Genomic DNA, 21,910 nt, shown 5'->3' on the forward strand with positions numbered 1-21,910 from the left:
GAGATGGTGATGCCGGGCGACAACATCAAGATGGTGGTGACGCTGATCGCCCCCGTCGCGATGGACGAAGGCCTGCGCTTCGCGATCCGCGAAGGCGGCCGCACCGTCGGCGCCGGCGTCGTGGCCAAGATCATCAAGTAATACCTGGTGGCATCTCCCCGCCTGGCAGACGCCGGGCGGGGCACCAAGCGAAAAGAGGTCCAAGGATGGGCTTCGTCTTCGCCGGACAGGGAAGCGTGGATCGTTAAGCCGCCGTTGTTGACGGCGGCTTGCCATCCCCTCTATACTCTCCCGTCTCGGCAGAGCCCCGTGGTTCTGTCGATGTTTTTTTGGGGTTCGCGCCAGACGCGTGCGGCCCGTCGCTCTTTAACTCAGGAAACCGGCCATGGCGGACCAGAAAATCCGTATTCGCTTGAAGGCGTTCGATCACCGACTGATCGATCGTTCCGCGAGCGAGATCGTCGAAACGGCCAAGCGGACCGGCGCGCAAGTGCGCGGCCCGATCCCGCTGCCGACGAAGATCGAACGTTATACCGTCCTCGTTTCTCCGCACGTCGACAAAGACGCGCGTGACCAGTACGAGACCCGCACCCACAAGCGCGTCCTGGACATCGTTGATCCCAACGACAAGACCGTCGACGCCCTGATGAAGCTCGAACTCGCCGCTGGCGTGGACGTGCAGATCAAGCTGGCCTGAGGTACACGATCATGAAGCACAGCATCGGTATCGTTGGGCGTAAGGCAGGCATGAGCCGGGTTTTCACTGCGGATGGCGCGTCCATCCCGGTCACCCTGATCGAAGCCACCCCCAACCGCGTCACCCAGATCAAGACCGTCGAGACCGACGGCTACACCGCCGTGCAGGTCACCGCGGGCGACAAGCGCGCCTCGCTGGTGAACAAGCCGGAAGGTGGCCACTTCGCCAAGGCGAAGGTCGCTCCGGGTCGTGGCCTTTGGGAGTTCCGCGTCGAAGCCAAGGACCTGGGTGCCTACGAAGTGGGCGCCGAGATCAAGGCGGACGTCTTTGCTGTCGGCCAGATGGTCGACGTGCAGGGCGTGACGAAGGGCAAGGGCTTCCAGGGCACGATCAAGCGCTGGAACTTCACCATGGGTGACGCCACCCACGGTAACTCGCTCTCGCACCGCTCGCCGGGCTCGATCGGCCAGCGCCAGACGCCGGGTCGCGTGTTCCCCGGTAAGAAGATGTCGGGCCACATGGGCGCCGAGGTTCTCAGTGTCCAGAATCTCGAAGTCGTCAAGGTCGACGTCGAGCGCGGCCTCATCGCGATCCGTGGCGCCGTTCCCGGTGCGCCGGGTGGCGACGTGGTCGTCCGTCCGGCCAGCAAGGGTTAAGGAGTAGACGATGGAACTTTCCGTCATCAACGGCAAGGCGCTGTCGGTCAACGACGCCGTCTTCGGCCGTGAATTCAACCAGGACCTCGTGCACCAGGTCGTCGTTGCCTACCGCAACGCCGGTCGCGCGGGCACCAAGGCGCAGCTGACGCGTTCGGAAGTCCGCGGCACGACCAAGAAGTTCAAGAAGCAGAAGGGCGGCGGCGCTCGTCACGGCGACTACCGCGCTCCGATCTTCGTGGGCGGCGGCGTGACCTTCGCGGCCAAGCCGCGCAGCTTCGCGCAGAAGGTCAACAAGAAGATGTACCGCGGCGCCATGGCCGTGATCCTGTCCGAGCTCGCTCGCCAGGGTCGCCTGATGGTCGTCGAGGGCTTCGACGTCGACGCGCCCAAGACGCAGGGCCTCGTTGCCAAGCTGGCCGACATGAAGGTCGGTACCCGCACGCTGATCGTGTCGGAGCAGGCGAGCGAGAACCTGTACCTGGCCGCGCGCAACATCCCGTACGTGGAAGTGCGCGACGTTCAGGGTCTGGACCCGGTGTCGCTGGTCGGTGCCGACTCGGTCGTCATCACCGCCGAGGCCGTCAAGCTGATCGAGGAGTGGCTGGCATGATCAACGAGAGCCTGTTTTCGGTCCTCCGCGCCCCGAAGGTGTCGGAAAAGACCGCCCGTCTCGCCGAGAGCAACCAGTACGTCTTCGAAGTCGCCAAGACGGCGACCAAGGCTGACGTCAAGGCGGCGATCGAGCACCTGTTCAACGTTAAGGTGCTCGCGGTGAACGTCGCGAACATCAAGGGCAAGTCGAAGGCGTTCCGCCAGCGTGCTGGCCGTCGCTCCGACAAGCGCAAGGCGTATGTCCGTTTGGCCGAAGGCCAGACGCTCGACGTCACCGCCAAGGCCTGAGGATAAAGACCCATGGCAGTCATGACTTTCAAGCCGACCTCGCCTGGCCGCCGCGCCATGGTCAAGGTCGTCAACCCGGACCTCCACAAGGGCGCGCCGTTCGCGGCCCTCGTCGAGAAGAAGGGCAAGACCGGTGGCCGTAACAACCACGGCCGCATCACCACCCGCCACATCGGCGGTGGCCACAAGCAGCATTACCGCATCATCGACTTCAAGCGTGACAAGGAAGGCATCGCCTCCCGCGTCGAGCGCCTCGAGTACGATCCGAACCGCACGGCGCACATCGCGCTCCTGTGCTACGCGGACGGCGAGCGCCGCTACATCATCGCGCCGAAGGGCCTGCAGGTCGGCGACCAGCTGATCTCCGGCAAGGACGCGCCGATCAAGGTCGGCAACACGCTGCCCCTGCTCAACATGCCGATCGGTGCCACCGTGCACTGCGTCGAGATGAAGCCGGGCAAGGGCGCCCAGCTGGCGCGCGCCGCCGGGGCTGGCGTCCAGCTGATCGGTCGCGAACACGGCTACGCCACCCTGCGCCTCCGCTCCGGCGAAATGCGCAAGGTGCCGGTCGACTGCCGCGCCACGATCGGCGAGGTGGGTAACACCGAGCACAACCTCGAGAAGCTGGGCAAGGCCGGTGCCTCCCGCTGGCGCGGCATCAAGCCGACCGTCCGCGGCGCCGCGATGAACCCGGTCGACCATCCGCACGGCGGTGGTGAGGCGAAGGCCGGTCAGGGCAACCCGCATCCGGTCAGCCCCTGGGGCCAGCCGTCGAAGGGTTACAAGACGCGTAAGAACAAGCGCACCGACAAGTTCATCGTGCGCGATCGTAGGGGTTAATCGGCCATGCCACGTTCACTCAAGAAGGGCCCGTTCGTCGACCACCACCTCGCCAAGAAGGTGGAAGTCGCTTCAGCGGCCAACAGCAAGAAGCCGATCAAGACCTGGTCGCGTCGTTCGATGATCCTGCCGGAAATGATCGGCCTGACCATTGCCGTGCACAACGGCAAGGCGCACATCCCGGTCCTGGTCAACGAGAACATGATCGGCCACAAGCTCGGCGAATTCGCGCTGACCCGGACCTTCAAGGGTCACGGCGGCGACAAGAAGTCGGGCAAGTAAGGAGATGACCATGGAAGCGAAAGCCATCCTGCGCTCGACGCGCATCTCCCCGCAGAAGGCCCGCCTGGTCGCTGACCAGGTGCGCGGCCTGCCCGTGGCCCGTGCCCTCGACCTGCTGAAGTTCAGCGACAAGAAGGCCGCCGGCATCATCCGCAAGGTCGTCTACTCGGCAGCTTCGAACGCCGAGAACAACCTCGGCGCCGATGTCGACGAACTGAAGGTCGCCACGATCATGATCGACGAGGGCCCGGTGCTGAAGCGCTTTGGCGCCCGCGCCAAGGGTCGTGGTACCCGCATCCTCAAGCGCACCAGCCACATCACTGTGGTCGTGGGCTCCGGCAAGAAGGCGTAAGGACGAGATTATGGGTCACAAAGTTCATCCGACCGGTATCCGTCTTGGCATCGCCAAAGACTGGAACTCCAAGTGGTACGCGAACAAGAAGGAATTCGCCGGCTACCTCGCCGCCGACCTGAAGGTTCGCCAGATGCTTCGTGAGAAGCTGGCGCAGGCCGGCATCTCCAAGATCCTGATCGAGCGTCCGAGCAAGTCGGCGCGCGTGACGATCCACACCGCCCGCCCGGGCGTCGTGATCGGCAAGCGCGGCGAGGACATCGAGAAGCTGCGCAAGCAGGTTTCGGACATCATGGGCGTCCCGGCGCACATCAATGTCTCCGAAGTCCGCAAGCCGGAACTCGATGCCCAGCTGGTCGCCGAGTCGATCGCCCAGCAGCTGGAGCGCCGCATCATGTTCCGCCGCGCCATGAAGCGCGCCGTGAGCAATGCGATGCGCCTCGGCGCGCTCGGCATCAAGGTCAACGTCGCCGGCCGCCTGAATGGCGCCGAGATCGCGCGTTCGGAGTGGTACCGCGAAGGTCGCGTGCCGCTTCACACGCTGCGCGCCGACGTTGACTACGGCTTCGCCGAAGCCCGCACCACGTTTGGCGTCATCGGCGTCAAGACGTGGGTCTACAAGGGCGAAATCTTCGACTTCTCGCAAGTCGGCCAGGAAAAGACCGAAGAGCGCGCGGAACGTCCGTCGCGTGGTCAGGCCAAGTGAGGTAACGAGCCATGTTGCAACCCAAGCGAACTAAATATCGCAAGCAGTTCAAGGGCCGTAACGAGGGCCTGAGCTGGTCGGCCAATGCCGTCAGCTTCGGCGAGTACGGTCTGAAGGCTACCGAACACGGCCGCCTCACGGCCCGCCAGATCGAATCGGCCCGCCGTACGATCAGCCGCTACGTCAAGCGCGGCGGCAAGCTCTGGATCCGCGTGTTCCCGGACAAGCCGATCACCCAGAAGCCGATCGAAGTCCGAATGGGCGCCGGTAAGGGTAACGTCGAGTACTGGGTCGCCCAGATCCAGCCCGGCCGGATGCTCTACGAGATGGAAGGCATCCCGGAGGACCAGGCCCGCGAAGCGATGCGCCTCGCCGCCGCCAAGCTCTCCGTCAAGACCACTTTCGTGACCCGGACGGTGCGCTAATGGAACTCCAGGAACTGCGTCAGAAGTCGGCCGAAGAGCTGAAGGCCCACCTGCTGGAGCTCCGCAAGGAGCAGTTCTCTCTGCGCATGCAGAAGACGACGAACCAGCTGGCGAAGACCCACGAGATCAGCCGTGTCCGCCGCGAAATCGCGCGCGTCAACACGCTGCTGACCCAGAAGAACTAAGGGATAGGCCATGAGCGATAACGCCACCCCGCTGCGCACGGTCGAAGGCCGTGTCGTCAGCAACAAGATGAACAAGACGGTCACGATCCTGGTCGAGCGCCAGGTCAAGCACCCGCTGTACGGCAAGTACATCCGCCGTTCGACGAAGCTGCACGCCCACGACGAAGCCAATGCCTGCAACGAAGGCGACGTCGTCCGCGTGACCGAATGCGCCCCGATGTCGAAGACCAAGAACTGGCGCGTCGTCGAGATCGTCTCGAAGTCGGCCGAGTAAGAGGAGCCTGAGCCATGATCCAGACGCAGAGCTACCTCGAAGTCGCCGACAACTCCGGTGCCAAGGAACTGATGTGCATCAAGGTGCTTGGAGGTTCCAAGCGCCGCTATGCCCACATCGGCGACATCATCAAGGTCACCGTGAAGGACGCGATCCCGCGCGGCAAGGTCAAGAAGGGCGAGGTCTACAACGCCGTCGTCGTGCGCACCCGCAAGGGCGTGCGCCGTGCCGATGGCTCGCTGATCCGCTTCGACGCGAACGCCGCCGTGCTGCTGAATAACAAAGAAGAGCCGATCGGCACCCGCATCTTCGGACCCGTGACCCGTGAACTCCGCAACGAGAAGTTCATGAAGATCGTGTCCCTGGCGCCTGAAGTGCTGTAAGCCGGAGACGAAACCATGAACCGTATCCGCAAGGGCGACCAGATCGTCGTCATCACCGGCAAGGACAAGGGCAAGAAGGGCGAAATCACCCGCGTTGCCGGTGATCGCGTCATCGTCGCCAACATCAACGTGGTGAAGCGCCACACCAAGGCGAACCCGCAGGCCGGCCAGGCCGGCGGCATCGTCGAGCGCGAAGCCCCGATCCATATCTCCAACGTGATGCTGTTCAACCCGGCAACGGGCAAGGGCGACCGCGTTGGCTTCAAGGTGCTCGAGGATGGACGCAAAGTGCGTGTGTTCCGCTCGAGCGGTGAGGCGATCGACGCCTGAGGAATGCCCCGATGAACACCCGGCTTGAAAAAATCTACAAGGACACCGTGGTGCCGAAGCTCATGAAAGAGTTCGGCTACACCAATCCGATGCAGGTGCCGAAGATCACCAAGATCACGCTGAACATGGGCGTGGGCGAGGCGGTCGGCAACAAGAAGATCCTCGAGAACGCCGTGGCCGACCTGGCCACGATCACCGGCCAGAAGCCGGTGACGACCAAGGCCCGCGTCTCGGTCGCCAGCTTCAAGATCCGCGAAGGCTGGCCGATCGGCACCAAGGTGACCCTGCGTCGCGCCAAGATGTATGAGTTCCTCGACCGCCTGATCAGCGTCGCCCTGCCGCGCGTCCGCGACTTCCGCGGCGTGTCGGGTCGTGCGTTCGACGGCCGTGGCAACTACAACATGGGCCTGAAGGAGCAGATCATCTTCCCGGAGATCAACTTCGACCAGGTCGACGCCCTGCGCGGCATGGACATCGCGATCACCACGACCGCGAAGACCGACGCCGAGGCCAAGGCCCTGCTCGCCGCCTTCAATTTCCCGTTCCGCAACTGACCTTTAGGATCCAATCATGGCCAAGACCAGCATGGTGAACCGCGAGGTCAAGCGCGAGAAGCTTGCCAAGCGTTACGCCGCCAAGCGCGCCGAGCTCAAGAAGCTGATCGCCAACCCGGCGACCGGCTACGAGGAGAAGATCGACGCCGTCAACAAGCTCGCGAAGCTGCCGCGCGACTCCTCGGAGTGCCGCCAGCGCAACCGCTGCGCCCTGTCGGGTCGTTCGCGTGGCGTCTACCGCAAGTTCGGCCTCGGCCGCAACAAGCTCCGCGAAGCCACCATGCGTGGCGACGTCCCCGGCCTCCGCAAGGCGAGCTGGTAAGACAAAAAGCTGCTATCCTAGGCGGCTTGCTGAACCCACCCGGCCGGAGACGGCCGGGTTTTTCCACTGAACCTGTTCGCGAAAGCGGATATCGGTGCTACTCATAAGGAACTCTCCATGAGCATGACTGATCCCATCGCCGACATGCTGGTGCGCATCAAGAACGCGCTGGCTGTCCGCAAGGCCACGGTGAAAATGCCGTCGTCCAAGATCAAGCTGTCCCTTGCCAACGTCCTCAAGGCCGAAGGCTACATCCTCGACGTGCGCCAGGCTGGCGACGCCAAGAAGCCGGAACTCGAAATCGTTCTGAAGTACTTCGAAGGCAAGCCGGTCATCGAGCGCCTTGAGCGCTTCTCGCGTTCGGGTCTTCGCCAGTACCGCGGCAAGGACGCGCTCCCGAAGGTCCTCGGCGGCCTCGGTGTGTCGATCATCTCGACGTCCAAGGGCATCATGACCGACCGCGACGCACGCCAGCAGGGCGTGGGCGGCGAAGTCCTGTGCCTCGTGGCTTGATGCAGGAGAACTGACCATGTCCCGCGTCGCCAAGAAGCCGATCGCCCTCCCGAAGGGTGTTGAAATCACCTCCACCGCCGCGCAGTTCAGCGTCAAGGGCCCGAAGGGCACCCTGACCCTGGCCAAGCCGCAGGGCGTGGACCTGAAGAACGAGAATGGTGTGGTCACGATGGTTGCGGCGAACGCCGACGCCATCCCGATGGCCGGCACCGCGCGCGCCATCCTTTCGAACATGGTGAAGGGCGTTTCCGAAGGCTTCCAGCGCAAGCTGGAGCTCGTCGGCGTCGGTTACCGTGCCGCGATGCAGGGCAAGGACCTGAGCCTGTCGCTCGGTTTCTCGCACCCGGTCGTGTTCATCACCCCGGAAGGCATCACCATCACCACGCCGACGCAGACGGAGATCCTGATCGCCGGCGCCGATGCGCAGCTGGTGGGCCAGGTCGCGGCCAAGATCCGCGCGTTCCGCTCGCCGGAACCGTACAAGGGCAAGGGCGTCCGTTACTCGGGCGAGAACGTCATCATCAAGGAAGCCAAGAAGGCCTAAGGGTCTTCAGCTTCCAGAAGGTATCCAGTCATGGAAAAGAAAATCGCCCGCCTGCGTCGCGCCAAGTCGACGCGCCTGCACATCCGCACGCTGGGCATCGCCCGCCTGTCGGTCCTGCGCACCGGTCAGCACCTCTACGCGCAGATCTTCACGGCCGATGGCTCGAAGGTCCTCGCGGCTGCTTCGACCCTTGAAGCCGACGTCAAGTCGGGCCTGAAGGGCAGCAAGAACCTTGAAGCCGCCGCCAAGGTCGGTGCCGCCATCGCCGCAAAGGCGAAGGCTGCCGGCATCGAGGCCGTCGCGTTCGATCGTTCGGGCTACCGCTACCACGGCCGCATCAAGGCGCTCGCCGATGCGGCCCGCGAAGGCGGCCTGCAGTTCTAAGCGTCATCGATGCACCCAGGCGCGGGGTGGATTCCGCGCCTCAAACAACTATAAGCGGCGCAAAGCCGTAAATTCCCTCATTACGAGAGTCCATCATGAGCAGCAATGAAAGCCGCGATCGTCGCGACCGCGAAGGCGCAGACGACGGCATGATCGAAAAGCTGATCGCGGTCAACCGCGTCAGCAAGACCGTCAAGGGCGGTCGCCAGTTCACCTTCACCGCGCTGACGGTCGTCGGCGACGGCGCCGGCAAGATCGGCTTCGGCTACGGCAAGGCGAAGGAAGTCCCGGTTGCCATCCAGAAGTCGATGGAATACGCCCGCAAGGCGATGGTCAACGTCGACCTGAACGACGGCACCCTGTGGCACCCCGTCAAGGCCAACCATGGCGCGGCGGCGGTCTACATGCAGCCGGCGTCGGAAGGTACGGGCGTGATCGCCGGCGGCGCCATGCGCGCCGTGCTGGAGGCGGTCGGCGTCAAGAACGTGCTGGCGAAGGCCACCGGTTCGCGTAACCCGATCAATCTGGTCCGTGCCACCGTGCGCGGTCTGTCGATGATGCACTCGCCGGCCAAGATCGCGGCCAAGCGTGGCAAGAAGCTCGAGGAGATCCTCCATGGCTAACAAGACCGTCAAGGTCCGCCTGGTGCGCGGCCTCCGTGGCACCCAGCAGCGCCACCGCCTCTCGGTGCGTGCGCTCGGCCTGAACAAGCTCAACGACGTCCGTGAGTTGATCGATTCGCCGCAGGTCCGCGGCCTGATCAATCAGCTCCACTACCTCGTCCGCGTCGAGGCTTAAGGAGAATCCCATGCGTCTCAACACCATCACTCACGCCGAAGGCGCCCGCAAGGAGCGCACCCGCGTTGGTCGCGGCATCGGTTCGGGCCTCGGCAAGACCTGCGGCCGCGGCCACAAGGGTTCGTTCGCTCGCGCCGGCAAGGGCAAGATCAAGCCGGGCTTCGAAGGCGGTCAGATGCCGATGCAGCGCCGTCTGCCGAAGATCGGTTTCCGCTCCAAGATGTCGCACGAGTCGGCCGAGGTCCTGCTGTACCAGCTGGCCATGCTCGACGCGGACGTTATCGACATCGTCGTCCTGCGCGCCGCCAAGCTGGTCTCGGCCGACGCCAAGAAGGTGAAGGTCGTCAAGAAGGGTGATCTGACCAAGAAGCTCACCATCAAGGGCCTGCTGGTGACGGCGGGTGCGAAGGCGGCGATCGAAGCCGCCGGCGGCTCGGTGGAGTAATCGCTTGGCCTCGAACGCGGCGACGATGATGGGCGGACTCGGTAAGTTCAAGGAACTGAAGGACCGCCTGCTGTTCGTGCTTCTTGCGTTGATCGTCTTCCGGGTCGGGAGCTTCATTCCCGTCCCGGGCGTCAACCCGGAAGCCATGTTGGCCCTGTTCGAAAACCAGGGCGGCATCGTGGACATGTTCAACATGTTCTCCGGTGGCGCCCTGTCGCGTTTCAGCATCTTCGCGCTGAACGTCATCCCCTACATCTCCGCTTCCATCATCGTCCAGCTGCTCGGGCAGGTTTACGAGCCGTGGAAGGCGCTGAAGAAGGAAGGCGAGTCGGGCCGTCGCAAGCTGACCCAGTACTCGCGTTACGGTGCGGTCTTCCTCGCGATCGTGCAGGCGGGCAGCATTGCCACGGCCCTTCAGGGCTCGGCGGCTGCTGGCGGCCAGCCAGTCGTCTACAGCCCGGGCATGGGTTTCGTCTTCACGGCGGTGGTTTCGCTGACGGCCGGCACCATGTTCCTCATGTGGCTGGGTGAGCAGATCACCGAGCGCGGCATCGGCAACGGCATTTCGCTGATCATCTTCGCGGGTATCGTCGCGGGCCTTCCGGGCGCGCTGATCGACACCATGCGCCAGGTGAACGCCGGCGAGATCAGCTGGCCGGCCATTCTCGTGATCGCCGTGCTTGTGCTGGGCGTCGTCTACTTCGTGGTGTTCATGGAGCGCGGCCAGCGCCGGATCACCGTGCATTACGCCCGCAAGCAGGGCGCGCGCCAGGGCTACAACAACCAGAGCTCGCACCTTCCGCTGAAGCTGAACATGGCCGGCGTCATCCCGCCGATCTTTGCTTCGAGCCTCATCATGCTGCCGGCCACCATCACGGCGTGGACGGGTGGCGCCGGCGCGGCGGAAGCCGCGGCCGCGGCGACCGATGCGGGCTGGCAGGCCCAGGTCACGCTCGCCTTGCAGAAGGTCGCGACGGCGCTGGCGCCGAACGAGCCGCTCCACATGCTCCTGTTCGCTGGCCTGATCATCGGCTTCGCGTTCTTCTACACGGCGCTGGTGTTCAACAGCCAGGAAACCGCCGACAACCTCAAGAAGTCGGGCGCGCTCGTTCCGGGCATCCGTCCGGGCCGCGCGACTGGCGAGTACATCGATGGCGTGCTGACCCGCTTGACCATGATCGGCGCGCTCTATCTGGTCGCGGTTTGCCTGTTGCCGGAAGTGCTCCGCGCGACGTGGCAGGTCCCGTTCTATTTCGGCGGCACGTCATTGCTGATCGTCGTCGTGGTGGTCATGGACTTCACGGCGCAGGTCCAGGCGCACCTCTATTCGCACCAGTACGACAGCCTTCTGAAGAAGGCCAATTTGAAGGGCGGTCCGCGCGGCGGCTTGGCGCGCGGATGAATCGAGGCGGGCCCGCGCAAGAGTAGCGCGGGCGGCGAGGGGGCCTTCGGGCCTTGTCGCCAACCCCGGTTTGTCGCCGGAGCATGGGCACACTCCCCATGCCGGGTTCGCCCCTGTTCAGGGGGCGGGCTTCATTTGAACCCCGAGCCAGTGTAAACTTTTCGATTCCTTGCGCCGCTAGTCGGCGACAAAACCAGTGGAGATCGCGTCATGGCGCGTATTGCGGGTGTGAACCTGCCTGTCCAGAAGCATGTCTGGGTGGGCCTTCAGAGCATTTTCGGGATCGGGCGTACGCGCTCGCGCCTGGTCTGCACGGCCGCGGGTGTGAACCCGCACAGCAAGATCCGTGAACTGTCCGAGCCGGAAATCGAGCGCCTCCGCGCCGAGATCGGCAAGTACACCGTCGAAGGCGACCTGCGTCGCGAAGTCGGCATGTCGATCAAGCGCCTGATGGACCTCGGTTGCTACCGCGGCGTCCGTCACCGTCGTGGCCTGCCGCTCCGCGGCCAGCGCACCCGCACGAATGCCCGTACCCGCAAGGGTCCGCGCAAGGCGATCAAGAAGTAAGGATCAGCCCAAATGAATAAGCCGGCAGCTGCCAGCAAGACCAAGAAGAAGATCAAGCGCGTCGTCACCGATGGTGTGGCGCACGTGCAGGCTTCCTTCAACAATACGATCATCACGATCACCGACCGCCAGGGCAACACCCTGAGCTGGGCCACCTCGGGTGGCGCTGGCTTCCGCGGCTCGCGTAAGTCGACGCCGTTCGCGGCGCAGGTTGCCGCCGAGAAGGCCGGCAAGGCTGCGCTCGACTACGGCCTGAAGACGCTCGAAGTGCACGTGAAGGGCCCGGGTCCGGGTCGCGAATCGGCCGTCCGCGCGTTGAACAACGTCGGCTACAAGGTCACGAACATCATCGACGTCACGCCGATTCCGCACAACGGCTGCCGTCCGCCCAAGAAGCGTCGCGTCTAAGGGCAAGGGGAAAATCACATGGCTCGTTATATCGGTCCCACCTGTAAGCTCGCGCGCCGCGAAGGCGCCGACCTCAGCCTCAAGTCCCCGGCCCGCGCGCTGGACAGCAAGTGCAAGCTCGAGCAGAAGCCCGGCGTGCACGGCCCCGTCGCCAAGAAGGGCAAGCTGTCGGATTACGCCACCCAGCTTCGCGAGAAGCAGAAGGTCAAGCGTATCTACGGCCTGCTGGAGCGCCAGTTCCGCAACTACTACAAGAAGGCCGCCAACCGGAAGGGCAACACCGGCGAGAACCTGCTGCAGATGCTTGAGCAGCGTCTCGACAATGTCGTCTACCGCATGGGCTTCGCCGTCACCCGTCCGCAGGCCCGCCAGCTGGTCTCGCACCGTGGCGTGCTGGTCAACGGCAAGTCGGTGAACCTGCCGTCGTACCAGGTCCGCGTCGGCGACCAGATCACGCTCACCGAGAAAGCGGCTGCCCAGCTGCGCGTCAAGGAAGCCGTGGCCCAGTCGCAGCAGATGGACCTCGTGCCGTCGTGGTGCACGGTCGACGCCAACAAGTTCTCCGGCACCTTCAAGGCTGTGCCTGATCGCGCCGACCTGCCGGCCGACATCAACGAAGCGCTGATCGTCGAGCTGTACTCGAAGTAATTCTCCGGAGAACGCCGCCCATGACGGTAAATGCCATCCAGATGCTGCGTCCCAAGGGTCCGCAGATCGAGCGCCTGTCGACGACCCGCGCCCGCGTCGTCATCGAGCCGCTGGAGCGTGGTTACGGCCACACCATCGGCAACGCGCTGCGTCGCGTGCTGCTGTCCTCGATCCCGGGTTGCGCCATCACCGAGGTGGAAATCGATGGCGTGCTGCACGAGTACACCACGCTTGAAGGCCTTCAGGAGGACGTCCTCGACGTCCTGCTGAACCTCAAGGACGTGGCGATCCGTATGCACAACGTCGAGTCGACGATGCTCACCCTTCAGAAGAAGGGTCCGGGCGTCGTCACCGCCGCGGACATCAAGACCGACCACAACGTCGAGATCCTCAACGGCGAGCACGTGATCTGCACGCTGACGAAGGACACGGCGCTGAACATGCGCCTCAAGATCGAGCGCGGCTTCGGCTACCAGCCGGCTGCGGCGCGTCGTCGCCCGGACGAAGAGTCCCGTGCGATCGGCCGCCTCATGCTGGACGCCAGTTTCGCCCCGGTCCGTCGCGTGGCGTATGCCGTGGAAGCGGCCCGCGTCGAGCAGCGCACCGATCTCGACAAGCTCGTCCTCGACATCGAGACCAACGGCACGATCGATTCGGAAGAAGCCATCCGCACCGCCGCCAGCATCCTCACGGACCAGCTGTCGGTGTTCGGCGACTTCATCGTCCGCGGTCCGGCTTCGAGCAAGAGTGCGACCGGTGGTGTCGATCCGACCCTGCTGCGTCCGATCGACGACCTCGAACTGACCGTCCGTTCGGCCAACTGCCTCAAGGCCGAGAACATCTACTACATCGGTGATCTGATCCAGCGCACGGAAGTGGAGCTGCTGAAGACCCCGAACCTGGGCAAGAAGTCGCTCACCGAGATCAAGGAAGTGCTGGCACAGCGCGGCCTCGCCCTCGGCATGAAGCTCGAGAACTGGCCGCCGGCCGGTCTCACCCAGGGCGTGATGATGGGCTAAGGCCCACGATCGATAAGGAACCCAACCCATGCGTCACCTCAACGCCGGCCGCAAATTCAGCCGCACCAGCGCGCATCGCGAAGCGATGTTCCGCAACATGGCTTCGTCGCTGTTCAAGCACGAGCTGATCCGTACCACCCTGCCGAAGGCCAAGGAGCTGCGTCGCATCGCCGAGCCGCTCATCACGATGGCCAAGACGGATGGCGTCGCCAACCGTCGTCTCGCCTTCTCGCGCCTGCGCGACAAGGAAGCGGTGGGCAAGCTGTTCGTCGAACTCGGCCCGCGCTACGTCGCTCGTCCGGGCGGCTACCTGCGCATCCTCAAGTGCGGCTTCCGTCCGGGCGACAACGCCCCGATGGCTTACGTCGAGCTGGTGGATCGCCCGCGTGCCACCGAGGCCGTCGACGCAGAGTAAGCGTCGAGCGCTGCGTTCTTCGAAGAAAAACCCCGGCTAACGCCGGGGTTTTTCGTTTGTGCCGTTCGCCGGCGGATTAAGCTAGCGCCAGTCTCCCTGTGCGATCGTGGTCGCGAGCAATTATCCCCCCCGGCCCCGTTTTCAAAAGGCTTCTTGAAGCATGAAGGCTCCTCCTCCCGCTCATGTGTACCTTGCTCTGATTCTGGCAGTCGCGTTTTCGTCTGCGGCATCTGCATCGTGGTTGGTCCTGATCGATCAACAAGGAGTTACGCCCAATCGCGTCATCACCTATGCCGATGCTTTCGTCCACGATGAAAGTCCGTTGCCTGTGCTCTCGAACCTCTCGGCCTTGAAGGAACTCGAGAGCATCAAGCGGGTCAGGCTCACAATGGTGTACGAGGCCTTGGATCGACCGTTCTGGATGCAGACGCGTTTGGACATCCGCTGCCCGAGCCTTTCTCTCGAACGACGCTCTCGCCGCGCGGCCTCAGGTGACGACGATCAGCCCACGCGCATGCCGGAAGCGGTGCTGTTCCGGATGCACGACGGCCGCACGCGCGCCAAGAATTCGCCGGACATCACGCCGCTGGCCTCCGCCGAGTGGCAGTCCAGCGCCAACGAAACCATGAAGCGGGCGTATCAGGTGGCGTGCAATGCGCCTTTGGTCACCGCCGCGATCAACGGGTCGTTCGACGCGAACAACGTGTTGATTCCCGCAGTGTACCGCGAGCGGATGAGTCCGCTGGGGCTGGGGGAGACGCTGGTCGTGCCAAGCAGCCTGCTGCAAACGGAACTGGCTGAGCTGACGTGGTCGAAGATGTGGCCCGACGTGCAGATGCCGTCCATCAGCCATGGCGCCCCGCTGACGGAGCAGGAAAGGCTGGCGTTGCGGCAGCGCATCGAGGAGGCGCAGCGGAATCTGGAGGCACAGAAGGCGGCGGTGCTTGCTTCATTGGAGGAGCAGCAGGCGGAGTTCGACTTCCGTGACGAGGCCGCGCGCTTGCGCGGAGGTCGACACACCAGCAAGACGGAAGCCGACATGCTGATGGCTTGGCAGGGCAAATCCGAGCGCGATGTCGTGGTGGCGATGGGGGCCCCGCAGGTCAGCGAGGCGGCCGGGATCCGCTTCCTAGCTTACGGCCAGGATTACGACAGCCGTTACTTTGTTCAGCGCGTTTACACCGGCCACAGCTGGGTCGAAGGGGTTTATCGCAGCTGCAACATCCAGTTCGTCCTGATTCCGGACGGCCGGCGCGAGTTCAGGGTCGCGGATGTCGTCGTCACGGCGTTCAAGAGCGGCGACGGCTGGTCGCCCAACCTGTGCGCAGAGATGACCGAGGCCCCGCGCTCCTGAGCGGGGCCTGGACGCCGGAGGCGGCGTCAGCCGCGCATGCAGTCGCGCAACTTCACTCGGCCCTCGTTGTACGAGGTGATGTTCACCCGATAAACCTCCGCGCCGTTGAAGACGATGCCGATCGATTCCTCTGGGTTGCTGGCTTCGAGCATCGCGGTGATCTGCACCGGCACCATGAAGACATTCATCTCGCCATTGCTGTAGTGCATGGCGCGGGTCGTGTTGGGCGCTTCGTCGCTGAGGATGGTGATGCGCTGGAGGGCTCCATCCTGCGTTGAAGGAGGAATGCGACGGCCAGTGAATACGACAAGGCCGATGCCCTTCTCGGCGTGCTCTTTCGTGGCCGGGCCGATGAGGCCAAAGGTGTCGCCGATCTCATCGTTGCTCGTGGTGCTGATGAACGAGACGACGCATCCCAATCCTTCGCTGTTGCCTTGGCCGATGTCCGCCCAGCCGCCGCCCGACGGGGCTTGCAGCTTGCTGGTGTCGATGGCTTCGAGGGTGCTGTTGCCGAGGCCGAGCAGTTCCGGCGGGACTTGGGCGACGGCGGTGCCGGCAAGGACTGTGGTTAGGGTGAGAGCGGCGATCTGTGAGCGGGTCTTCATTGGGGGGAGTCTTCTTTTTTGGGTGGGAGCGGAGATGGTTGCAGATCACGCCGCGGACCTTAATCGCTGGCACGCCGGCGATTGCCGCAGCTGCTGGAGATGAACCGGCACCTTGCGTCTCGGTTCCTGCAGAAATCCGAAGCTTCGATACTCAAGGTTCTGGGTGCCTTCGAAAAGCGGGGCCGCGTGGCTTCAACAGCATGAGAACGGCGGCCGAGGGGCCGCCGTTGCATTGACGCTGGGGCGCGGATCAGCAGCTGACGCCGCTGGCTGGGCCGAGGCGCGACATCGTGTACTGGCCCGTCTGGCCATCCGACGTGCGCGTGTATCGCATGACGGCGGTGGAGCAGTTTGGGAATCGGAGATTCACCGTGCCCCATCCCGTCCGGGTGACATTAGCCGCGTTGAAGAGAGGCCCGAAACGGCCTCCGCGGGTCACGATCAACGGGACGTCGACCTGCGTGCCGTTCGGCGCCAGCGTGGCGTTGCCGACCAGCCACAACGGGTTGCCGGCATCGTCGAAGGTGTACCAGGAGACGAACACGCCCTTGTTGGCGCCAGCGTCGAAAAAGTCGACGAGGATGCCTTCGCCACTGCGTGCCGGATCGAAGTAGGTGCCGTTGAGAGCGCCTGCCATCGGCAAGTCTCCACCGCCACCGGTCGTTCCGCCAATGCTTACCGCCTGCGTGGTGCCGCGAAGGCGGAACTGGAAGCCGTTACGGAGGAGGACATTCGAATCGCGGGCTTGGGCGATGGCCCACGTCGCAAATTGGATCTGACCTCGCTCGTCGTACACCGGAAGCGAGACGACGCGGCATACGCCGGCAGCGCAGTAGCCTGGTTCCTCGGCGAACGTGCTGCTCGAACCTTGAAGCAGTTCGAAATCACGGTTCTGCATGACCAGAGCGCCACTAGGACTGATGTTCTCGAAGCGGACCATCAGGATCGGGAAGGCTGTGTTGTTCGCACAGTCCTGACGCCAAACGGCCATCGTGACCTGCTGGCCGGAAAAGGTTGTGGTTAAGCGTTGGGCATTCGTCGGTGTTGGTAAGCGCTCGAATCCGCGTCCGTTGTCAGAAAAGGTTGGGTCGGACGCGAAGCAGCCCGAGATGTGAGCGCTCCATCCATTCGACGGGGCGGTCTGGGCCTGCATGGAGGGCGAGAAAAATCCAGCCGCCACAAGGGCGGCAGATGACATCAGTTTGCGCATTGGGGGGTATCGTCCTTGGTGTGCGGAGCCGGGGGTGGTCCGCGTGCGCGACTCTAGGGAACTGGCCGCGATTGCGGTAGTCGGAGCACAATCCCTTTTGACTTTCCCTGTGTGTCCTCCATGCCGAACGCCAACCCCCTCGCCTGGTCCTTCCGCTTGCAGATGCTGTTCGGCTTCACCGTCTGCGCGGCCCTGCTCGGTTTCGCGCTCTACGTCGAGCACGGCATGTTCATGCTGCCGTGCCCGCTGTGCATCCTGCAGCGCTTCTTCTTCGCCGGGATGGGCCTGCTCGGCCTCGTTGCGGCCCTGCACAACCCCAGCGGTCGCGCGGGCCGGGGCGCCTACGGCATCGCCATCGCCCTGCTGGCCGCGGTGGGTGGCAGCATTGCGGCGCGTCACGTTTGGCTGCAGCTGCAGCCGCCGAGCGGCTTCCCGAGCTGCAGCGGGCAGGGGCTGTCCTACATGCTCGAATCGCTGGGCCCCATCGACGCGCTGGCCGAGACGCTGTCGGGTTCGGCCGATTGCGCGAAGGTCGACTGGAGCTTCCTCGGCTTGTCGATGCCGGCGTGGACGCTGCTGTGCTTCGCACTGCTGGGCGTTGGTGCGATGGTGGCGGGGCTGCGACGCCGCGGCTGAGTCATGAGCTCATGAAGTTGCGGATGTAATGGAGTCGCGACTCGAATTCTCGCGTGGCATAGTCTTTGGCCAACCCCAAAGAGAACACCGATGAACGCGCAGGATCGTCCCGTCACCCCCGTCAACGCGCCCGCTGCCTGGACGCGCTCGTCGTGGCGGACGAAGACGGCGCTGCAGCAGCCGAACTATCCGGACGCCGAGGCCCTCGCGGCCGTCGGCCGCGAGCTCGAAGCGCTGCCGCCGCTCGTGACCTCCTGGGAGGTGCTGGCGTTGAAGCGCCAGATCGCCGAGGCCGAGGTGGGCAAGCGCTTCATCCTGCAGGGTGGCGATTGCGCCGAGAGCTTCGCCGACTGCGAAAGCGGCCTGATCTCGAACCGCCTGAAGGTGCTGCTGCAGATGAGCGTCGTGCTCGTGCACGGCCTGCACCTGCCGGTGGTGCGCATCGGCCGCTTCGCCGGCCAGTACGCCAAGCCGCGCTCGGCCGACCTCGAAGAGCGCGATGGCGTGACGCTGCCGAGCTACCGCGGTGATTTCATCAACGCGCCGGAGTTCACGCCGGAAGCCCGCATCCCCGACCCGCGCCGCATGGTGAAGGGCCACGCGCGCTCGGCGATGACGATGAACTTCGTCCGCGCGCTGATCGATGGTGGTTTCGCCGATCTTCACCACCCGGAGTATTGGGATCTCGGCTGGGTGGCGCGCTCGCCGCTGGCCGAGGAGTACCAGAAGATGGTGAGCGGCATCGGCGATGCCGTGCGCTTCATGGAGACGGTGACGGGCGGCCCGATCGACAACCTCAGCCGCGTCGATTTCTACACCTCGCACGAGGCGCTGTTGCTGCCTTACGAGGAGGCGCAGACGCGCCAGGTGCCGCGCCAGTGGGGCTGGTTCAACCTCAGCACGCATTTCCCGTGGATCGGCATGCGCACCGCGCAGCTCGACGGCGCGCACACCGAGTATTTCCGCGGCATCCGCAACCCGATCGGCATCAAGCTGGGCCCCTCGGTGACGCCGGACCAGGCCCTGCGCCTCGCCGACGTGCTGAACCCGGAGAACGAACCGGGCCGCCTCGTGTACATCCACCGCATGGGCGCCGGGAAGGTGCTCGAGAAGCTGCCGCCGCTGCTGGAGGCGATGAAGCGCGAAGGACGCCGCGTGGCGTGGATGTGCGACCCGATGCACGGCAACACCGAGACGGCGGCGAACGGCTACAAGACGCGCCGCTTCGACAACATCCGTGCGGAAGTGGAGCAGAGCTTCGATGCGCATGCGGCCGCCGGGACGCGTCTGGCCGGCGTGCATCTCGAGCTGACCGGCGAGAACGTCACCGAGTGCACGGGTGGTGCGCGCGAGCTGGTCGATGCCGACCTGGCCCGCGACTACCGCACCACGGTGGACCCGCGGCTCAACTACGAGCAGTCGCTCGAGATCGCCATGCTGATCGTCCGCAAGCAGGCGCAGATCGCCCAGCCGGCGTCGCTCTGATCTGATGACCGTCGCCTCGCCCCGTTGGGGGCGGGGCGCTCAGGGATTGCATTCCGGGCAGTGGCCCGCGTCGGCGACGGACAGGCCATCGGCGCGAGGCCGGTCTTCGTGATGCCCGCAGACGCCGCAGCCGTGGATTTCGGCGCGGACGAGGTCGGTCGCTTCCCCACACATTTCGCAGGGCAGCCCGAGGCGCGCGTCGATCCGGCCGAAGCCGGGTGCGCGACAGTCGGGGCAGGGTGTGGCCAAGCGCTCGGCCAGCCGCTGCCCGAGCCGGCCGAGGGCCGCGAGACGGGTCGGATTCATGTGTGCGCGTAGGTCGGCTTCAAGACGGGCCAGACCATCCTGCGAGTGCGCCGCCATGCGCTCGATCGCTTCGGCGACGTCGGCCGGGTCGATCAGGCCTTTGGCCACGGGCAGCGGCTCATCGAGGCGCGCCGTCCACCGGTTCGGTTTCACCAAGGCCGCATGGGTGGGCAGGCCGATCGAGGCAAGCACGGGCTGGAGGTCGTCGCCGGGCCGGACCGCTTTCGAGACCCAGTTGGTGTCGTGACCCGCGTGCTCGACCACGATCGTCTGGCCGTGCTCGTCGTCGACGAAGGCCAGCAGCTCCATGTGCAGGGGCAGGAAGCCGAGCAGCGGATCGGGGCCGAAGCTGCCCTCGGTGGCGATGCCGAGTTTCAGCCCGCTGACGGCCATGCCGCGCCGGGCCTTTTCGATGACGACCTCGTGTGGTGTGCCTGGTCGCTCGATATCGCCGGCGAAGGTGCCGAGCGCGTCGGTGTCGATCGCGACGGTCTCAACCTGCAGGCCGAGCGACGCCAAGGCCGGCGCCAGCGCATCGGCTTTGCCGTGCAGGGTCGCGAGCGCGACGCGGGGATCGGGGTAGGGCAGGGGCATGCGCACAGTCTCCGCCGGATCACGTCGAGGCGGCGCCGACGTGTCGGACGCCGCCTCGCGCTCCCCTCGGTGGGGCTTATTCGCCCTGCGCCTGCGAGTAGCCGCGCACGCCGTCGAAGGTGTAGAGGTTCTCGGTCTTCACCGCGTCGAAGCCGGCATCCGCGATGCGCATCAGCAGCCGCGAGATGGCCTGCCCGTCGACGGTGTCGGCCTTGGCCGGGAAGCGGCAGCGCCAGTGGTCGGTACGCAGGGTCTGCGGGTTGCCGTTCGGGTAGACCTTCACGCCGCGGTTGGTGATCAGCGCGAGGCGGAAGTCGTCGCCGGCGAGGCCTTCGAGCGCCGCGCCGAGTTCGTTCGGGTCGCGGGTGTCGGTGTCCCAGTTCACGAACACATCGACGCCGACCAGTGCCTTCTTCGCATTGACGTGCGGCGGAATCGACACGTCCGGGTGCACCAGCGATTCCGGCTCGCGCTCGGGGTAGTCGACCGCGGCCATCTTGTTCGGCGTCTGCCCGAGGCGAGCAATGACGGCCTCGGCGAACTCGCGGGTGCCGACCTTCTTCGTGCTCACGCCGGCGCGGTAGATGTCGCCGGTGTGGAGGCCTTCTTCCAGTGCGCAGAGCCAGGCGTTGTGGATGTCCGTGGCGGGCTTCGAACGGCCGAGGTGCACCAGCATCATCACTGCGGAGAGCAGCAAGCCCGAGGGGTTGGCGATGTCCTTGCCGGCAATGTCCGGCGCGGAGCCGTGCACGGCCTCGAACATCGCGCAGTCGTGGCCGATGTTGGACGAGCCGGCGAGGCCGATCGAGCCGGCCACTTCGGCGGCGACGTCGGAGAGGATGTCGCCGTAGAGGTTGGGCGTGACCACCACATCGAAGTCGGTCGGACGACTGGCCATGCGCGCCGTGCCGATGTCGATGATCATGTGGTTCGTCGCGATTTCCGGGTACTGCGGCGCGATCTCGTCGAAGACCTTGTGGAACAGGCCGTCGGTGAGCTTCATGATGTTGTCCTTGGTCATGCACGTGACCTTCTTCCGCCCGTGCGCGCGGGCGTACTCGAAGGCGTAGCGCACGATGCGCTCACAGCCGGGACGCGTGATCAGCTTCAGGCACTGCACCACCTCGTCGCTCTGGCGGTGTTCGATGCCGGCGTAGGTGTCCTCCTCGTTCTCGCGGACGATCACGACGTCCATCGTCGGGTGCAGCGCGGTCACGTAGGGGTGGTAGGACACGCAGGGGCGGAGGTTGGCGTAAAGGCCCAGCGTCTTGCGCAGCGTGACGTTCACCGACTTGTAGCCGCCGCCCTGCGGCGTGGTGATCGGGCCCTTGAGGATGATCTTGTGCTGGTCGATGGCCTGCCAGGTGTCCTCGCCGATGCCAGCCATCAGTCCGCCTTCGTAGGCCTTCAGGCCAACCGTGACGGCGTGGAAGGCGAGGGCCGGGTCGGCGGCCTTGAGGATGGCCAGCGTGGCGTCCATGATCTCGGGACCGATGCCATCGCCTGCGGCGACCGGGATGGTGGTGGCCGGCAGCGCGGCGGGGACGTAGCGGGGCGGGGCAAGGGATTCAGCGAGGACGGCGGACATTGTGCGATCTCCGAAACACGAAAAAGATGTCGTGAATATTGAAGCGCGAAAATCCGTGCGGCGCAAGCCCGTGGGTGAGT

At 64.9% G+C, this 21,910-nt stretch carries 34 protein-coding genes and 1 pseudogene; 31 read left to right on the forward strand and 4 right to left on the reverse strand.

What is annotated here, in order from left to right; all coding sequences use genetic code 11:
- The 29 genes and pseudogenes from O9255_RS14915 to O9255_RS15055 all read left to right on the forward strand — a co-directional run.
- Positions 1–141: pseudogene (locus O9255_RS14915) on the forward strand (elongation factor Tu); the annotation flags it as partial.
- A gap of 244 nt (positions 142–385) precedes the next feature.
- Complete coding sequence (rpsJ, locus tag O9255_RS14920) at positions 386–697, forward strand: 30S ribosomal protein S10 (RefSeq protein ID WP_028771346.1); 312 nt, start codon at positions 386–388, stop codon at positions 695–697.
- A gap of 11 nt (positions 698–708) precedes the next feature.
- Positions 709–1,353 carry a 50S ribosomal protein L3 gene (gene rplC / locus O9255_RS14925; RefSeq protein ID WP_297867658.1) on the forward strand — a complete coding sequence of 215 codons (645 nt, stop codon included), beginning with the start codon at positions 709–711 and terminating at the stop codon, positions 1,351–1,353.
- A 10-nt stretch (positions 1,354–1,363) separates the two neighbouring features.
- Positions 1,364–1,966, forward strand: a complete 603-nt coding sequence (gene rplD, locus O9255_RS14930; protein ID WP_297867659.1) for a 50S ribosomal protein L4 — start codon at positions 1,364–1,366, stop codon at positions 1,964–1,966.
- Positions 1,963–2,256, forward strand: a complete 294-nt coding sequence (gene rplW, locus O9255_RS14935) for a 50S ribosomal protein L23 (RefSeq protein ID WP_297867660.1) — start codon at positions 1,963–1,965, stop codon at positions 2,254–2,256. Before rplD ends, rplW begins: the two co-directional genes overlap by 4 nt.
- Before the next feature lie 12 nt (positions 2,257–2,268).
- Positions 2,269–3,096 (forward strand): 50S ribosomal protein L2, encoded by an 828-nt coding sequence (gene rplB, locus O9255_RS14940; RefSeq protein ID WP_297867661.1) that lies wholly within the window; start codon positions 2,269–2,271, stop codon positions 3,094–3,096.
- A 6-nt stretch (positions 3,097–3,102) separates the two neighbouring features.
- On the forward strand, positions 3,103–3,378 hold the full coding sequence (rpsS, locus tag O9255_RS14945) for a 30S ribosomal protein S19 (RefSeq protein WP_297867662.1): 276 nt from the start codon (positions 3,103–3,105) through the stop codon (positions 3,376–3,378).
- Between the two features lie 10 nt (positions 3,379–3,388).
- Positions 3,389–3,730, forward strand: a complete 342-nt coding sequence (rplV, locus tag O9255_RS14950; RefSeq protein WP_297867663.1) for a 50S ribosomal protein L22 — start codon at positions 3,389–3,391, stop codon at positions 3,728–3,730.
- A gap of 10 nt (positions 3,731–3,740) precedes the next feature.
- Positions 3,741–4,436: a 30S ribosomal protein S3 gene (gene rpsC, locus O9255_RS14955; protein WP_297867664.1), complete on the forward strand. Its 696-nt coding sequence runs from the start codon at positions 3,741–3,743 to the stop codon at positions 4,434–4,436.
- An 11-nt stretch (positions 4,437–4,447) separates the two neighbouring features.
- The gene (gene rplP, locus O9255_RS14960) at positions 4,448–4,861 is read left to right on the forward strand and encodes a 50S ribosomal protein L16 (RefSeq protein ID WP_297867665.1); all 414 of its coding nucleotides are present in this window, start codon (positions 4,448–4,450) and stop codon (positions 4,859–4,861) included.
- Positions 4,861–5,046, forward strand: a complete 186-nt coding sequence (gene rpmC, locus O9255_RS14965) for a 50S ribosomal protein L29 (RefSeq protein WP_297867666.1) — start codon at positions 4,861–4,863, stop codon at positions 5,044–5,046. The genes rplP and rpmC overlap by 1 nt, the downstream gene beginning before the upstream one ends.
- Positions 5,047–5,056: 10 nt before the next feature.
- A complete protein-coding gene (gene rpsQ, locus O9255_RS14970) occupies positions 5,057–5,320 on the forward strand; it encodes a 30S ribosomal protein S17 (protein WP_297867667.1) in 264 nt (87 codons plus the stop codon).
- A gap of 14 nt (positions 5,321–5,334) precedes the next feature.
- Positions 5,335–5,703 carry a 50S ribosomal protein L14 gene (gene rplN / locus O9255_RS14975; RefSeq protein ID WP_294064773.1) on the forward strand — a complete coding sequence of 123 codons (369 nt, stop codon included), beginning with the start codon at positions 5,335–5,337 and terminating at the stop codon, positions 5,701–5,703.
- 15 nt (positions 5,704–5,718) lie between these two features.
- Complete coding sequence (rplX, locus tag O9255_RS14980; RefSeq protein WP_297867668.1) at positions 5,719–6,033, forward strand: 50S ribosomal protein L24; 315 nt, start codon at positions 5,719–5,721, stop codon at positions 6,031–6,033.
- Between the two features lie 11 nt (positions 6,034–6,044).
- Positions 6,045–6,587: a 50S ribosomal protein L5 gene (gene rplE, locus O9255_RS14985; RefSeq protein WP_297867669.1), complete on the forward strand. Its 543-nt coding sequence runs from the start codon at positions 6,045–6,047 to the stop codon at positions 6,585–6,587.
- Positions 6,588–6,603: 16 nt separating this feature from the next.
- The gene (rpsN, locus tag O9255_RS14990) at positions 6,604–6,909 is read left to right on the forward strand and encodes a 30S ribosomal protein S14 (protein ID WP_297867670.1); all 306 of its coding nucleotides are present in this window, start codon (positions 6,604–6,606) and stop codon (positions 6,907–6,909) included.
- 117 nt (positions 6,910–7,026) lie between these two features.
- The gene (gene rpsH / locus O9255_RS14995) at positions 7,027–7,422 is read left to right on the forward strand and encodes a 30S ribosomal protein S8 (protein WP_297867671.1); all 396 of its coding nucleotides are present in this window, start codon (positions 7,027–7,029) and stop codon (positions 7,420–7,422) included.
- Between the two features lie 16 nt (positions 7,423–7,438).
- Positions 7,439–7,966, forward strand: coding sequence for a 50S ribosomal protein L6 (gene rplF, locus O9255_RS15000; RefSeq protein ID WP_297867672.1), 528 nt, complete (start codon positions 7,439–7,441; stop codon positions 7,964–7,966).
- 30 nt (positions 7,967–7,996) lie between these two features.
- A complete protein-coding gene (rplR, locus tag O9255_RS15005) occupies positions 7,997–8,350 on the forward strand; it encodes a 50S ribosomal protein L18 (protein ID WP_297867673.1) in 354 nt (117 codons plus the stop codon).
- Between the two features lie 95 nt (positions 8,351–8,445).
- Positions 8,446–8,973, forward strand: coding sequence for a 30S ribosomal protein S5 (gene rpsE / locus O9255_RS15010; RefSeq protein WP_297867674.1), 528 nt, complete (start codon positions 8,446–8,448; stop codon positions 8,971–8,973).
- A complete protein-coding gene (gene rpmD, locus O9255_RS15015; protein ID WP_297867675.1) occupies positions 8,966–9,148 on the forward strand; it encodes a 50S ribosomal protein L30 in 183 nt (60 codons plus the stop codon). The genes rpsE and rpmD overlap by 8 nt, the downstream gene beginning before the upstream one ends.
- Before the next feature lie 10 nt (positions 9,149–9,158).
- Positions 9,159–9,593 carry a 50S ribosomal protein L15 gene (gene rplO / locus O9255_RS15020; RefSeq protein WP_297867676.1) on the forward strand — a complete coding sequence of 145 codons (435 nt, stop codon included), beginning with the start codon at positions 9,159–9,161 and terminating at the stop codon, positions 9,591–9,593.
- A 25-nt stretch (positions 9,594–9,618) separates the two neighbouring features.
- Positions 9,619–10,995 (forward strand): preprotein translocase subunit SecY, encoded by a 1,377-nt coding sequence (secY, locus tag O9255_RS15025; protein ID WP_297867708.1) that lies wholly within the window; start codon positions 9,619–9,621, stop codon positions 10,993–10,995.
- A 210-nt stretch (positions 10,996–11,205) separates the two neighbouring features.
- On the forward strand, positions 11,206–11,562 hold the full coding sequence (rpsM, locus tag O9255_RS15030) for a 30S ribosomal protein S13 (RefSeq protein ID WP_297867677.1): 357 nt from the start codon (positions 11,206–11,208) through the stop codon (positions 11,560–11,562).
- Between the two features lie 12 nt (positions 11,563–11,574).
- Entirely contained in the window at positions 11,575–11,970 is a 396-nt protein-coding gene (rpsK, locus tag O9255_RS15035; RefSeq protein WP_294064754.1) for a 30S ribosomal protein S11, read from the forward strand.
- Between the two features lie 18 nt (positions 11,971–11,988).
- Positions 11,989–12,618, forward strand: a complete 630-nt coding sequence (rpsD, locus tag O9255_RS15040) for a 30S ribosomal protein S4 (protein WP_297867678.1) — start codon at positions 11,989–11,991, stop codon at positions 12,616–12,618.
- Positions 12,619–12,638: 20 nt separating this feature from the next.
- Positions 12,639–13,637: a DNA-directed RNA polymerase subunit alpha gene (gene rpoA, locus O9255_RS15045; RefSeq protein WP_297867679.1), complete on the forward strand. Its 999-nt coding sequence runs from the start codon at positions 12,639–12,641 to the stop codon at positions 13,635–13,637.
- Positions 13,638–13,665: 28 nt separating this feature from the next.
- A complete protein-coding gene (gene rplQ, locus O9255_RS15050; protein ID WP_297867680.1) occupies positions 13,666–14,052 on the forward strand; it encodes a 50S ribosomal protein L17 in 387 nt (128 codons plus the stop codon).
- A 241-nt stretch (positions 14,053–14,293) separates the two neighbouring features.
- A complete protein-coding gene (locus O9255_RS15055) occupies positions 14,294–15,406 on the forward strand; it encodes a hypothetical protein (RefSeq protein ID WP_297867681.1) in 1,113 nt (370 codons plus the stop codon).
- A 26-nt stretch (positions 15,407–15,432) separates the two neighbouring features.
- On the opposite strand, the gene O9255_RS15060 is transcribed toward O9255_RS15055, so the two are convergent.
- Positions 15,433–16,011 carry a hypothetical protein gene (locus tag O9255_RS15060; RefSeq protein ID WP_297867682.1) on the reverse strand — a complete coding sequence of 193 codons (579 nt, stop codon included), beginning with the start codon at positions 16,009–16,011 and terminating at the stop codon, positions 15,433–15,435.
- A gap of 250 nt (positions 16,012–16,261) precedes the next feature.
- Positions 16,262–17,221, reverse strand: a complete 960-nt coding sequence (locus tag O9255_RS15065; protein WP_297867683.1) for a hypothetical protein — start codon at positions 17,219–17,221, stop codon at positions 16,262–16,264.
- A gap of 120 nt (positions 17,222–17,341) precedes the next feature.
- On the opposite strand from O9255_RS15065, the gene O9255_RS15070 reads away from it, so the two are divergent.
- Both O9255_RS15070 and O9255_RS15075 read left to right on the forward strand, forming a co-directional pair.
- A complete protein-coding gene (locus tag O9255_RS15070; RefSeq protein WP_297867684.1) occupies positions 17,342–17,857 on the forward strand; it encodes a disulfide bond formation protein B in 516 nt (171 codons plus the stop codon).
- Positions 17,858–17,947: 90 nt separating this feature from the next.
- Positions 17,948–19,342 carry a 3-deoxy-7-phosphoheptulonate synthase class II gene (locus tag O9255_RS15075; protein WP_297867685.1) on the forward strand — a complete coding sequence of 465 codons (1,395 nt, stop codon included), beginning with the start codon at positions 17,948–17,950 and terminating at the stop codon, positions 19,340–19,342.
- Between the two features lie 39 nt (positions 19,343–19,381).
- On the opposite strand, the gene O9255_RS15080 is transcribed toward O9255_RS15075, so the two are convergent.
- Together O9255_RS15080 and O9255_RS15085 are read right to left on the reverse strand one after the other, a co-directional pair.
- Complete coding sequence (locus tag O9255_RS15080) at positions 19,382–20,242, reverse strand: DUF6671 family protein (RefSeq protein WP_297867686.1); 861 nt, start codon at positions 20,240–20,242, stop codon at positions 19,382–19,384.
- A gap of 76 nt (positions 20,243–20,318) precedes the next feature.
- Positions 20,319–21,830, reverse strand: coding sequence for an NADP-dependent isocitrate dehydrogenase (locus O9255_RS15085; RefSeq protein WP_297867687.1), 1,512 nt, complete (start codon positions 21,828–21,830; stop codon positions 20,319–20,321).
- Between the last annotated feature and the right edge of the window lie 80 nt (positions 21,831–21,910).

This window comes from Silanimonas sp., from assembly GCF_027530345.1.
Classification (GTDB): Bacteria; Pseudomonadota; Gammaproteobacteria; order Xanthomonadales; family Xanthomonadaceae; genus Silanimonas.